The following is a 13,303-nucleotide window of genomic DNA, read 5'->3' as shown; positions in this document are numbered from 1 at the left end:
TCAGGAGGCGGTGACGTCGAGGATCAGCCGGGTGGCCTCGGCCGGTGCGTCCCACATCGGGAAGTGCCCGCATGAGTCGAACCAGTGCAGCTCGGCGTCGGGGAAGGCCTGCTGGGCGCGGGGGGCCTGGCGGGGGAGCGTCACGAGGTCGCGTCGCCCCCATCCGATGACGAGTCGGCCACGGGCGGTACCGGCGGGGGCTCCTCGCTGCCGGGGGCCGCGGGCGAGCTCGTCGAGCAGCGGGTCGAAGGACGGCGACCGCACGTAACCGCGCAGCTCGCGGGTGACCGCCCCCGCGTCCAGGGCCCACGGGGACGCGGAGAACTGGGCGAGGAGCAGCGTGCGCGACACCGGGTTGCCGAGCAGGGCCGGCAGGGCGCGGTCGATCCGCCGGAGCAGGGCGATCGACGCGGTCAGGCTGAGCCGGAAGGCCGTCGCCTCGCGGTCGTCCCAGAAGCCGCCCGGGTCCAGGGCCACGTTGTCCCGGCCCAGCCCGCGGCGGGTCAGCTCGAGAACCATCCGTGCGCCCAACGAGCTGCCGACCAGCGGGGCATCCGCGAGCCCCTGCGCGCGGAGCCAGCTCTCCAGACCGTCGGTGAGCCCGGCGAGCGACGGCTCGGGCAACGCCGGGGTGTCCCCGGCGAACCCCGGGAGGTCGACGGCGATCACCTCCCGCTCGGCGGCGAGGGCGGGCAGCACCATCTCCCACGACCGCCACGAACCACCCAGCCCGTGCACGAGGACGATCGGCCGGCCGGAGCCCTGACGGTGCGCGGTGAGATCCATCGGCACCGCCTACCCAGCAGCCCGTGCGGGGTACTCGCGACCGCCCGCGGCGGACGGGAGCGCAGCAGTGCACGGCCACCCCTGCCACACCTCTTCTCCGGGGGAGGCCTGCCCGGTGTGCAGGTGGGGAGCGGTCCGGTGCGTCGCAGAGGTGTGGAGACGACGGTCGGTCATCCGCTCGGGCGCCGCAGGCCGCTCGCCCGGACGGCGTGCCGGCCGACCGCCGCCCGCACCGAGTCCTCGCTGCCGATGACCCGCACGCGGTCCACGGCCCGCGTGACCGCGGTGTACAGCAGCTCCCTGGTCAGCAGCGGCGAGGACGGCGGAGGCAGCATCACCGTCACCGCGCGGTACTGGCTCCCCTGGCTGCGGTGGACGGTCAGCGCGTGCGCGGTCATCACCGACGAGAGCCGGGAGAGCGGGACGACCTCGGTCGAGGTGCCCCGGGTGAAGGCGGCGGCGAGACCGTCGTCGCCCACGACGACGACGCCGGCATCCCCGTTGAACAGGCCGTTGTCGTAGTCGTTGGCGGTGATCAGGAGCGGCTGCCCGGGGTACCAGTCGCTGGAGGCCGGGGCACCGGCCGGGCGCGTCCAGCGGCTGAGCTGCTCGTTCCAGGCCGCCACGCCGAAGGGGCCGTGGCGGTGCGCGCACAGCAGCCGGTGCCCGGCGAGCAGCTCCATGGCGGTCGCGGCGTCCCCGGCCGTGGCCGCGGCGAGCAGGTCGGCCCCGCCGCGCCGCACGTCGGCGGCCAGCCCGTCGGTGTCCTCGTCCCGGGTCAGCTCGCCGCCGACGGCCAGCAACCGGACCGCCTCGTCGGCGTCCCCGGCCCGGATCGCCTCGGCGAGCGCGCCGATCCCGGCACCGAAGCGGTGGGAGTCGCGCAGCCGCACGACGCCGATGGCCAGCTGGGCCCGCTCCTCGGCACTGAGCTGCTCGGTGCGCAAGCCTTCGGTCCCCGGGCCCCCGAGGGCCCCTCCGACGGCCGCATCGATGGTCGCCCCGGCGTCCACGGACCCCGCCGGCAGCGGCCGGTGCACCAGATCGCTGAGCACGGCGCCGGCCTCGACCGGCGTGAGCTGGTCGGGGTCGCCGACCAGGACCAGGCGGGCGGTGGGCCGCACGGCGTCCAGCAGCCGGGCCATGAGGGTCAGCGGCACCATGGAGGACTCGTCCACCACGACCACGTCGAAGGGCAGCCGGTCGGTGGCGTCGTGCCGGAACCGGCTGCGGCTGTCGGGTCGCCAACCCAGCAACCGGTGCAGGGTGGAGGCGGTGAGGTCGACCGGCAGGCCGATGGCGTCGGCCTGGGCGCGCACCGACTCCTGCAGGCGGGCCGCGGCCTTGCCGGTCGGTGCGGCCAGCGCGATCCGCGGCCGCGGACCGGGCTGGTCGAGCAGCAGGGCGAGCAGGCGGGCGACGGTGTGCGTCTTGCCGGTGCCCGGGCCGCCGGTGATGACGCTGACCCACCGGCTCGCCGCCACCGCGGCGGCCAGTCGTTGGCGGTCGGAGCCGGGCTCGGCGAACAGCCGGTGGAGGGGGGTCAGGTCGACCGAGGGGGGCGACTGCGCGGCCCGTGAGTCGAGTTCGCGGCGCACCAGCTGCTCCTGCTGCCAGTACCGGTCCAGGTAGAGCAGGCCGTCGACCAGCCGCAGCGGGCGCCACCCGGGGTCGGTGCCGAGGGCGACGAGCGGGCTGCGCCCGAGGGCGGACCAGTCGGCGGGCCAGGGCAGCAGCACCGGCTCCGGTACCGGGTCGGCGGCCAGCTCGTCGTCCTCGGGCACCACGGTGTCGGCGATGGTGGCCAGCTCGACGCAGACCGACCCGGTGCGCACGCCGCGCACCGCGAGCGCGCTCGCCAGCAGCACGGTCTCGTCGGACTCGCCGCCCAGGCGGGCCAGCCGCCGGGCGACGTGCACGTCGGCCGGCATGAGGACCCCCGCCTCGGCGAAGGTGCGCAGCAGACCCTCGGCGCGGACCGGGATCACCGCGCACCTGCCAGCAGGTCGGACAGCCCGGTGACCAGCGCGGTGGGCGGCTGCCAGGTGAAGACCCCGGCACCGGGCTCGGCCGCGGGCCCCGCCATGCCGCGCACGAACAGGTAGAGCACGGGCCCCAGGTGCCGGGCCGGGTCGTAGCCGGGTTGCCGCCAGCGCAGGAACCGGTGCAGCGCCGCGGAGTACAGCAGGGCCTGCAGCACGTAGTGCGCCGACTGCATCTCCTCGGCCATGGCGTCGGCCCGGTAGTGGCCGGTGGTCAGCGGCTCGGGGCCCAACCGGTTGGTCTTGTAGTCGACCACCGCGTAGCGCGGCCCGTCGGGCCCGGGCAGCCGGAGCACGGCGTCGATGCTGCCGGTGAGGAAACCGCGCAGCGACTGCGGCTCGAGGGCCGCCAGCAGGTCGGCGTAGCCCTGGACCGGACCTAGGTCGTGCTGCCGCAGCAGCTCGACCACGTCGGCGAGGGTGGCGTGCGGGACGGCCTGGTCACCGCCGGCCAGGGGCAGTTCGAAGTCCAGCTCGGCCAGCCGGTCGGCGGCCGGAACCGTGGCCAGCGTGGTGCCGACGCCGTCGAGCGGGGTGTCCAGCACCGGGCGGAGGGCGGCGGCCAGCGGCCCGGCGGCCACCCCGGGCACGAGGAACCGGGCCACCGCCTCGGCGCACCGCCGCTCCAGCTCGGCGTGATCGGGCTCCTCGAGGACCGCGTGCACCAGAGTGCCGAAGGCCGCCCCGCCGGGCAGCCCGCCCAGCGGGGACGGCAGCCCGTCGGGGACGGTGGTCACCGGCAGCTCGGCGACGTCGTCGTGCTCGTCGTCCAGCGGGCCGCCCTCGGGCTCGCTGGCCGGCGCCGCACCGTGCGCGAGGTCGTGGGCGGCCCGGGTCAGCGAGCTGTAGGAGGTGCGGCGCCACTCGTCGTCCAGGGTGCGGGTGAAGGTGCTCACCGCCAGCTGCGGGGTGGCTGTGTCGCCGGGGGCCCAGACCGGCCGCGCCGGCCAGCCCACCTCGGTGACGTCGACCAGCCCGCCGGACCCCCGGGCGAGGGCGTCGAGCCGGGACTCCACCACCTCGTCGGCGGGGACGGGGACGGTCGTCGCCGGCTCGGTGCCTGCGGGCGCCCCGCCCAGCAGCAGCCGGTGCAGCGGGGCCGACGCGGTGCTCGAGCTGGGGGCCCAGTGGGCGACGACCTGGCACGCGGCCCGGGTCAGGGCGACGTAGAGCAGCCGGAGGTCCTCGCCGAACTCCTCGGCGTCGTGCTGGGCCCGGGCCTGTGCGTGGTCGGCGGAGCGCGGTCCGCCGACATGCAGGACCCGTGCCCCGTCGGCGTCGTGCAGCCGCAGCACCTCGGGGGAGCGGGGCACCCAGCGGTCCCAGCCGAAGGGGACGTGCACGACCGGGAACTCCAGGCCCTTGCTGACGTGCACGGTCATCACCTGCACGGCCGCGGCGTCGGACTCCAGGCGGCGGCTGCGCTCCTCGGTGCCCTCGACGTCGGCCCGCGCGATCCGCCGCCGCAGCCACTCCACCAGCGCGGTCAGGCCCAGGGACTCGCGCAGCGCCGCCGCGTGCAGCACCTGACCGACGTGGCGCAGGTCGGTGAGCACCCGTTCGCCGTCGGGGCGGGCCAGCACCCGGGCCGGGAGCCCCTGCTCGGCGGTCAGCACCTCGGCGAACGCGGCCACACCCCGCGTGGTCAGCAGCTCGGCCCATCGGCGCAACCGGGGCGCCAGCTCGTCGGTGACCGCGTCCCCCCGGGCGTCGAGGGTGGGCTCGTCGAACGGCAGGAACACCGACAGCGCCGCGGCCCGCACCCGGCCGGCCCGGTGCGGCTGCTCGAGGGCCTCCAGCAGCACCAGCCAGGCGCGGGCGGCGTCGGTGCCGAACACGCTGCCGCCCCCCGCCATGACGGCCGGCACCCCGGCGGCACCGAGCGCCTCGCGCACGAGGTGGCCCTGCTTGTTGGTGCGCACCAGCACCGCGACGTCCCCGGGCGCGACCGGCCGGCCCTCGAGCCGGGCGGGACCGGACAGCAGGTCGACGACGTCGGCGGCGACGTCGGCGGCCACCGCGGCGCGCAGCCGGTCGAGCTTCGGCAACCCCCGGAACGTGGGCCCGTGCCCGCGGCGCACCAGCCGGCGCAGCCGCAGCGGCGCACCGGCGTCGGTCAGCCGGTCGTGCGGGTGCGCGGACCCCACCGGGCGGACGACGATCCGCGGGTCGCCCAGCGCGACCCCGCCGAGCACCTGGTCCAGGGCGCTGACCAGGCGCTGGTCGCTGCGCCAGTTGACGGTCAGCGTCTCGTGCCGGTCGGCCGCGGCGGCGGCGGCCAGGTAGGTCGTCACGTCGCCGCCGCGGAAGCCGTAGACCGCCTGCTTGGGGTCACCGATCAGCACCAGGGTGGCGTGGCCGTGGAAGGCGCGGCGCAGCACCTCCCACTGCACGGGGTCGGTGTCCTGGAACTCGTCGACCATCACCACCCGGTACCGCTCGCGCACCCGGGCGCAGGCGACCTCGCCGTGCTCCGGGTCGGCCAGCGCGTCGCGGAGCAGGCTCAACCAGTCGTCGTGGTCGACCAGGCCGAGCCGCCGCTTGCGGCGCTCCACCTCGTCGCGGACCGCCTGCGCAGCGCGCCGGCGGCGGCCCGGCACGCCGGTGTCGGCGACGGGTTCGAGCCGGGCCTGCCGGTCGCTGCCGACCGCGCGCCGCCCCAGTTCGAGCAGCTCGGGGTGGGTGAGGAACGGAGGGGCCGGCTGCCCCGGGGGCGCGAAGGTGCGCAGGTAGAGGTCACCCACGACCTCCTGCACCAGGTCGTCGACGTCCTCCGTGAACGTGGCCGAGGGATCGGCGTCGGCCACGACACCGAGCCCGGCCAGCATCTGCGAGCAGAAGGAGTGCGTGGTGGCGATGGTGGCTGCGTCGAACCCGGCCAGTGCGCGCACCAGCCGGTCCCGGCGGACCTCGACGTCGGCGTCGGGACCGGTGGCCAGCTGCCGGAGCAGGGCGTCGTCGGACGAGCGGGCAGCGGCCGGGTCTCGGAGCCCGGCCTCGGCCGACACCATCCGCTCGCGGACCCGGTCGCGCAGTTCGCGGGAGGCCGCGTTGCCGAACGTCACCAGCATGACCTGGTCGAGCTCGGCGTGGCCCTCGGCGACGAACCGGGTGGTCAGCGCGGCGATGGTGAACGTCTTGCCGGTGCCGGCGCTGGCCTCCAGCACGGTGGTGCCGGTGGGCAGCGGCCCGCAGACGTCGAAGCCAACGCCCTCGGGGGCGCTGCCGACGTCGCTCAGGTCGTCGGTCATGAGGTCGCCTCCGCGGCCAGCAGAGGGGTCCAGAACCGGCGGGCGAGGACGCCGAACCGGGTGGTCTCGTCCGGCCACCGCTCGTCGTCGGCCGGCGGCGGGCCGGTCCACACGCTGAACGGGGCGGCGGCGCCCCAGACGTGGACGTGGTGCTTGTCCGCTGCCTCGCCGGGGAACTGCCCGCCCTCCCAGTCGCGGCCCACGGCGTCGAGTGCACCCTCGCGGTCCTCGCCGCCGATGCAGCGGGCCGCGTAGCCCTCGGAGACCTTCGGCCCCAGCGGCAGGGGCTCGCTCGTGCCGCGGTCGTAGAGGTCCAGCAGGTCGGCCAGCACGGCGAGCGGGTCGGCCGGCGCGAGGATCGTCGAGGTGCGGGCCCCGGCGCCCCGGCGGCCGACCGTCACCGCCCGGCCGCTGCCCTCGGCCGCGGCCAGCGCGAGGGCCTGGACCCAGGCACGGGCGCGGTGCTTGGCCGCGAGGGTCGAGTAGGTCACCGACACCACGGCCCCGTCGCGGACGCCGTTGACGGTGCCGGCCAGCTCGCGGCCCCCGACCGCCACCCGGACGTCGACGGTGCGCGCCGGTGGCTGCAGCAGCGGGGCGGCGGTGCCGACGAGCGAGGCCACCCGGGGGCGCACGCGGTCCAGCACGGCGGTGCCGAGCGAGCCGGGGGGCAGGGTGCCGCGCAGCCACTCGCTGGTCTCGGCGTCCTGCGCGGACGTGCCGGCCAGCTGCGCCCGCAGCAGCCGGTCGCCGACGGCCCACTCCTGGAGCGCGTCGAGGGAGGCGGCGAGCTCGTCGTCGACCTCGTCGTCCTCGCCGGGGAGGGTGATCTGCAGGCGCTGGCGGAGGTAGGCGCGGACGGGGTGCTCGACGAAGGAGACCAGGTCCTCCAGCGCCACCGGGCCGCCGCGGGGGAGCAGCGGTGCACGGTCGGGCTCGGGCACCCGCGGCTGCACGGCCCGACGCGCCCCGGCCAGGCCCACCGGGTCGAAGCTGGCCGGGACCGGGCCCCGGAAGGCGCGCGGGTCGAAGGGCTGCAGCGGGTGGCGCGTCACGAGGTCCTCCCGCGCACCGCCGGTCATGCCGGCCAGCACGTCGAGCAGCTCGCCGATCGGGACCGCGGGCGGGCGCTCGGCACCGCTGACCGGGTCGGCGCCGGTGCAGAACACCAGCACCCGCTCCCGTGCGGCGCAGACCGCGTCCAGCAGGAGCTGGCGGTCCTCGCTGCGCACGTCGCGCTCGCCGACCCGGGGGTCGCGGGCCAGCACGTCGTCGCCGTCGACCCCACCGGCGCGCGGGAACACGCCGTCGTCCATGCCGAGCAGCACGACCACGCGGTGCGGCACCGAGCGCATCGGGACCATGGTGCAGACGGTGAGGTTGCCCGTGCGGAAGTTGGCCCGGGTGGGCCGGCCGGCGAACCGGCCGGCGAGCAGGGCGCGGACGTCGGCGGTGCGCAGCGTGCCGCGCCCGCCCTCGAAGGCCTCGGCCAGTTCGCGGCGGGCCTGGGACAGCTGCCAGGCGTCGTCCTGGTCGACCGCGGTGAGCAGGTCGAGTGCGCCGTCGAGGGTGTCGAGCCAGTGCTGCACCGGGTGCTCACCGGTCAGCGCGTCGAGGACCTGGGCCACCCGGTCGACGAGCTCGGCGAGCCGGCCGGCCAGGTCGACGTCGCTGCTGTCGACGTCGTCGAGGGGCAGGGCCCGGTCCAGCCACACGGGCTGGTCCTCCGACGTCGTGACCCCGAGCAGCACCCGGTCCAGCCCGGCCTGCCAGGTGTTCTGCGGGACCCGGCCCAGGCCGTAGCCCTCCCGGGTGCCGGTGTCCAGACCCCACCGGACGCCGGAGCGGGCCACCCAGTCGCGGATCCGCTCGAGGTCCTCGTCGGTGAACCCGAACAACCGGCGGACCCCCGCGGTGGCGGCCAGGTCGAGGACCTGACCGGCGGTCACCCGGCTGTGGGCGAGCTGCAGGAGCAGCGCGACCGTGTCCAGCAGCGGGTTGGTGGCGCGCAGGCTGCGGTCGGCGAGCTGGACGCGCAGCGCGTTGCCCGGGTGCGGCAGGCCCGGGCCCAACCCGAAGGTGGCCGAGACCAGCGGGGCGAACGTCTCGACGTCGGGGCAGAGCACCAGCACGTCGCGGGGCTCCAGCGTCGGGTCGTCCTGGAAGAGCCGGAGCAGGACCTCGCGCAGCACCTCGACCTGGCGGGGCGGCCCGTGGCAGGAGTGCACGCGGACGGTGTCGTCGGCGCTGCTGGTCGGGGCGGGCAACCGGTCGTCGCGCAGGTCGTGCTGGAGCCGGCCGAGCAGGGTGCCGACTGTGCGGTCAGGTGCGTCGTGGTGCTCGTCGACGTGCGCGGGGAGGCGCAACTGCAGCTCGCGCACGTCGCGGGCCAGGCTGCGCAGCAGCGGGTGGCGGGGCACCGTTGCGGTCTCGTCGGTGCGGCGGTGGGTGGCGGTGCGGCCGGTGAGCGCCGACCACAGGGCCGGGCTCGGGTGCGGCAGCCACAGGTGGACCTCGCGGTGCTCGGCCAGGGCGTCGAGCACCGTCATCGTCCGAGTGGTCAGCCGGGTGGGGCCGAACAGGCTCAGCCGCTCGGGGAGGTCGGCCAGCTGCGGGTCCGCGCGCAGGGCGGCGCACGCGGCGGGCAGCCGCTCGCCCGGGCCGGGCCCCAGTTCGGCGCGCAGCCTGCGGTACAGCTCGGCCTGCCACCGCAGGTCGGCCGGCAGCGGCTGCTCGCCGTCCGTGTCGTGGCCCTGCGCCCAGTCGACCACCATGGTCGGCCGGTGCTCCGCGTAGCTGCGGTGGAGCTCGGCCAGGTGGGCGACGGTGGCCCACCGGCGGCCGTGCCGGGCGTCGTCGTCGGCGACACCGTGGCCCAGATGGCGGGCGAGCACCGCCAGCCACGATTCGCCGAGGGCGCCGTCGACGACCTGCAAGAGCGGCCAGACGGGGTGGGCCCAGGGGTCGTCGCGCGGGTCGGTGCCGGTCGCGCCGGCCACGGCCTCGTCGACCAGCCCCCGCACCGACGGGAACCGCACCCCCGAACAGATGCCGTCGCGGGCGTCGCCGGCGCCCAGCACGGTTGACAACCGCTGCGCCAGCCAGCGCTCGACCCCCTTCGCGGGGACCGCCACGACCTCCTCGGCGAAGGGGTCGGCGAGGGGTGCTGCGAGGACCTCGCCGAGGGCATCGGCGAGGCGCGAGGTCCGCTCGGCGCGGTGGAGGTGCAGCACGAGGTCTGTCTACCGGAGGGGTCCGACAGCCCGGGGCAGGAGCGGCACCGCGCACCGGCTGACCGGGCCCGGGACGACGCAACCCCGGGCTCCTGACGTGCGGGAACTCCGGGGTTGATCTGTGTCCGAGGGGGGACTTGAACCCCCACGCCCGATAAAGGGCACTAGCACCTCAAGCTAGCGCGTCTGCCATTCCGCCACCCGGACAGGTGGACCAGCGCTCTGCGGCGCGGCCGTGCAGAAGCATACGGGACCCCGGTCGACGGTTTGCGCACCCCCTCGGACCCGCGCGGGTCGGCCGGGGGAGACCGGCGGTGGCACCATCGGGCGCATGGCCGAGACGACTGCACCCGCCCCGCTCGAGCGCGCCCAGGCCGAGGTGGCCGACCTGCTCAGCGAGCTCATCCGCATCGACTCGACCAACACCGGTGACACCACCACCAGCAAGGGCGAGCGGCAGGCCGCCGAGTGGGTGGCCGGCAAGCTCGACGAGGTCGGCATCGACTCGGTCATCCACGAGTCGGAGAAGGGCCGGGCCTCCCTGGTCGCCCGCATCCCCGGCGAGGACCGCGACCGCCCCGGCCTGCTGGTCCACGGGCACCTCGACGTCGTCCCGGCGGACAAGCGCGAGTGGAGCGTCGACCCGTTCTCCGGCGAGCAGCGCGACGGCTACGTCTGGGGCCGCGGCGCGGTCGACATGAAGGACATGGACTGCATGACCCTCGCGCTCGTGCGCGACTGGGCCCGCACCGGGGTCAAGCCCCCGCGGGACGTCGTGCTGGCCTTCGTCGCCGACGAGGAGGCCGGCGGCAAGTACGGCGCCCACTACCTGGTCGACCACCACGCCGACCTGTTCGAGAACGTCTCCGAGGCCATCAGCGAGGTCGGCGGGTTCAGCCTCACCGTCCGCGACGACCTGCGGCTCTACCTCATCCAGACCGCCGAGAAGGGCCTGGCCTGGATGCGCCTCACCGCGCAGGCCCGCCCCGGCCACGGCTCGTTCGTGCACGACGACAACGCCGTCACGAAGCTCGCCGCAGCCGTGGCCCGGATCGGGTCGACCCGGCTGCCCACCGTGCTCACCCCGCCGATGAAGCAGTTCATCGAGGAGGTCTCCGACGCCTACGGCATCGAGATCGACGTCGACCACCCCGACGAGGCGCTGTCCCGCCTGGGCTCGATCAGCCGCATGATCGGCGCGGCCCTGCGCAACACGGTCAACCCCACGATGCTCGACGCCGGCTACAAGACCAACGTCATCCCCGGCAGCGCCAGCGCCACCATCGACGGGCGGTTCCTGTACGGACAGGAGGAGGCCTTCGAGGCCCAGATCGACGAGCTGCTCGGCGAGGGCGTGACGCGGGAGTACATCACCCACGACCAGGCCGTGGAGACCACGTTCGACGGCCCGCTCGTCGAGCAGATGGTCGCCGCCCTCAAGGCCGAGGACGACGGCGCCCGCCCCGTGCCGTTCACCATGAGCGGCGGCACCGACGCCAAGAGCTTCGAGACCCTGGGCATGCGCTGCTTCGGGTTCTCGCCGCTGCGGCTGCCCGCCGACCTCGACTTCGCCGGCCTCTTCCACGGCATCGACGAGCGGGTGCCGGTCGAGAGCCTGCAGTTCGGCGTCCGGGTGCTCGACCGGTTCCTGCGCGCCAGCTAGTGGACGCGCTGGTCGCCTTCCTGGTCGGGCAGCTGACCACCGACGGGTTCGCGCCGGTCACCGTCCTGCGCGTCACCCAGGGCCGGGTGCCGGTGCCCGGCACCGCGCAGGCCCTCGGCGTCGCCGGCAGGCGGCTGTGGCTGGCGCACGCGCAGCTCATCGGCCAGCCCACCCTGGCCAGCGTCCCGCTCACGAAGGTGACCGGCGTCGACGTCCGCACCGTGCGCCGGCTGACCGCCACCCGGCGCGAGCTGTCGGCCTGGGTCGACGGCAGCACCCTGCGCTTCACGGTGCTCGACGACGAGGCCACCACGGCGGCCTTCGTCGCCGCCGCCCGTCACGACGGGACGACGACACCCGGCTGACCGGCCAGCACCGCCCGGGCCCGACCACCCCGCTTGCCCTCGTACAGCGCGGTGTCGGCGCGGCAGAGCGTCTGCGCGGCGGACTCCCCGCGGACCCACTCGGCGACGCCCACCGTGGCGCTCTGGCCCAGCGGCACCGCGGCGATGATCCGTGCGGCCACGACCAGGGCCTGGTCGGCGCTGCAGCCGGGCAGTGCCACGGCGAACTCCTCACCGCCCCAGCGGGCGATCAGGTCCCCGTCGCGCAGGCAGCCGCCGGCCGCGGCGCCGAACTCGCGGAGCAGGACGTCGCCGGCCTGGTGGCCGTGGGTGTCGTTGAAGACCTTGAAGTGGTCCAGATCGAGCAGCAGGAAGGTCAGGGGCAGCCCGGTGCGCTGGGCCCGGGACACCTCGACGGTGGACAGCTCGTCCCACCGACGCCGGTTGGCCAGGCCGGTGAGCTGGTCGCGGTCGGCGGCGCGGGCCAGCTGCTCGAGCAGGTTGCCCCGCTCGATCGCCCGGGCGGCCTCCGTGCCCAGCACGGAGAGGATCCCCAGCGTGGTGTCGCAAAGGTCGGGCACCGGGACCCGCCAGAACACCCCGATGACGGCGACCACCCGGTCGTCGACCAGCACCGCGGGCTGCCATGCGGCCGACACGACGCCGAGGTCGTCGACCACCGCGGGGGAGACGCCCGGCTCGGTGGTCACGTCCGCGGAGAAGTGCGGCGTGGCCTGGTGGAACAGCCGCGCGGTGAGCGACGTCGGGGGGTCGAGGTCGAACGACAGCGGCGGGAGGTCCATCCCCACCGCCGCGGTGGAGGTGAGCCGCCCGTCGGGGTCGGGCTCGAGCAGGTAGACCCCGTCGGCACCCACCGCCTCGCGCACCGCCGCGCACACCGCGGCGCGGGGGTCGTCGGCGAGCAGGACGGTGCGCGAGGCCTGCGCCAGCACCCGCACCTGCCGGTGCCGTTCCTCGGAGTAGGCGGCGGCGGCGCGCAACCGCGCGGTCAGCACCAGCCGCTGGTCCCGGGTGAGCGACAGCGCCAGCCCGAGCACCGCGCCGATCACGACGTACGCCTGCACGATGCCGGCCCGCGCCAGCACGTCGTCCACCGCGGCGAAGGGCCCGTGCCCCTGCACGGTGAACACGACGGCGACCACGCCCACCGCGAGCGTGCGCAGCGCGGTGAGGCCGGTGTCGAAGCGCAGCGCCACCCAGGCGGTCAGGGCGAACAACGGGAACGCGATCGGGTACTGCGGCATCCAGAGGAAGACGCCCAGGTTGCCCAGCACCGAGGCCACCACGGCGAGCCCGAGCTCGACGGCCCGCCAGCCGCGCGGCACCTGGAACGGGAGCAGGTCGGGGTGCTCGACGCCGCGTCGGCTCAGCAGCAGCTGCCGCACCCGCAGGCCCAGCGCGACCAGGACGAGGATCGCTGCGCCGTTGCGGGCCTGCCAGACGAGCGCGGCACCGACCGAGGCGCCTCCCTCGACCAGCTGCAGCACGAGCGTCCCCGCCACCGCGGCGACGGTCGAGGCGAGCCCGGCCGACACCAGCAGCGCCGTCAGGTCGCGCATGTCCAGCAGCAGCGGGCCCGGTCGCCCGGGCGCGGCCAACCGACGGAACGCGCTCCCGAACAGCGCTGCCTGGCCCAGGTTCACCAGGCCCAGCGCCACGGCCGCGACCGCGCCCATGCCGGTGGCGACGTCGACCACGACCACGACCCCGACCAGCAGGACGGCGTCCAGGAGGGCGGTGCGCCGGCCGTGCTGCACCAGCAACCACAACGCGGCGACGCCGGCCGCGGGCCACACCAGGTTGACCCCGGTGCCGGGCACGACGGCCCACCGGCCGAGCAGCACGGCGGCGGCGAGCAGCAGCGCGAAGGCCACGCTGCGCACGGGCGCGGGGGAGCTCGGGGCACCTCTGGTCACGCCACCTCATCGGCCGCCCGGGGCCCGTCGTGCACCCGGCCCACCCC

General features: G+C 76.0%; 7 protein-coding genes and 1 tRNA gene. 2 read left to right on the top strand and 6 right to left on the bottom strand.

From position 1 onward, the window contains the following. The 5 genes from BLP29_RS15490 to BLP29_RS15470 form a co-directional block, all read right to left on the bottom strand. Window positions 1-786, bottom strand: coding sequence for an alpha/beta fold hydrolase (locus BLP29_RS15490; RefSeq protein WP_092806089.1), 786 nt, complete (start codon window positions 784-786; stop codon window positions 1-3). 170 nt (window positions 787-956) lie between these two features. Continuing rightward, window positions 957-2,774: an exodeoxyribonuclease V subunit alpha gene (gene recD / locus BLP29_RS15485; protein ID WP_092806087.1), complete on the bottom strand. Its 1,818-nt coding sequence runs from the start codon at window positions 2,772-2,774 to the stop codon at window positions 957-959. Next, window positions 2,771-6,079, bottom strand: coding sequence for a UvrD-helicase domain-containing protein (locus BLP29_RS15480; RefSeq protein ID WP_092806085.1), 3,309 nt, complete (start codon window positions 6,077-6,079; stop codon window positions 2,771-2,773). Before BLP29_RS15480 ends, recD begins: the two co-directional genes overlap by 4 nt. Beyond that, window positions 6,076-9,312, bottom strand: a complete 3,237-nt coding sequence (gene recC / locus BLP29_RS15475; RefSeq protein ID WP_092806083.1) for an exodeoxyribonuclease V subunit gamma — start codon at window positions 9,310-9,312, stop codon at window positions 6,076-6,078. Before recC ends, BLP29_RS15480 begins: the two co-directional genes overlap by 4 nt. 122 nt (window positions 9,313-9,434) lie before the next feature. Beyond that, window positions 9,435-9,519, bottom strand: a tRNA-Leu gene (locus tag BLP29_RS15470). A 124-nt stretch (window positions 9,520-9,643) separates the two neighbouring features. Here BLP29_RS15470 and BLP29_RS15465 point away from each other — a divergent pair. Continuing rightward, the gene (locus BLP29_RS15465; protein ID WP_092806081.1) at window positions 9,644-10,975 is read left to right on the top strand and encodes a M20/M25/M40 family metallo-hydrolase; all 1,332 of its coding nucleotides are present in this window, start codon (window positions 9,644-9,646) and stop codon (window positions 10,973-10,975) included. Next, on the top strand, window positions 10,975-11,340 hold the full coding sequence (locus tag BLP29_RS15460; protein ID WP_092806079.1) for a hypothetical protein: 366 nt from the start codon (window positions 10,975-10,977) through the stop codon (window positions 11,338-11,340). The genes BLP29_RS15465 and BLP29_RS15460 overlap by 1 nt, the downstream gene beginning before the upstream one ends. On the opposite strand, the gene BLP29_RS15455 is transcribed toward BLP29_RS15460, so the two are convergent. After that, the gene (locus BLP29_RS15455) at window positions 11,313-13,256 is read right to left on the bottom strand and encodes a sensor domain-containing diguanylate cyclase (protein WP_092806077.1); all 1,944 of its coding nucleotides are present in this window, start codon (window positions 13,254-13,256) and stop codon (window positions 11,313-11,315) included. The two genes, BLP29_RS15460 and BLP29_RS15455, sit on opposite strands and share 28 nt — an antisense overlap. Between the last annotated feature and the right edge of the window lie 47 nt (window positions 13,257-13,303).

Origin of the sequence: Klenkia marina (assembly GCF_900101025.1) — a bacterium.
Lineage (GTDB): Bacteria > Actinomycetota > Actinomycetes > Mycobacteriales > Geodermatophilaceae > Klenkia > Klenkia marina.
The sequence above is the reverse complement of the archived record's forward strand: the minus strand, read 5'-3'. Positions and strand labels throughout refer to the sequence as shown.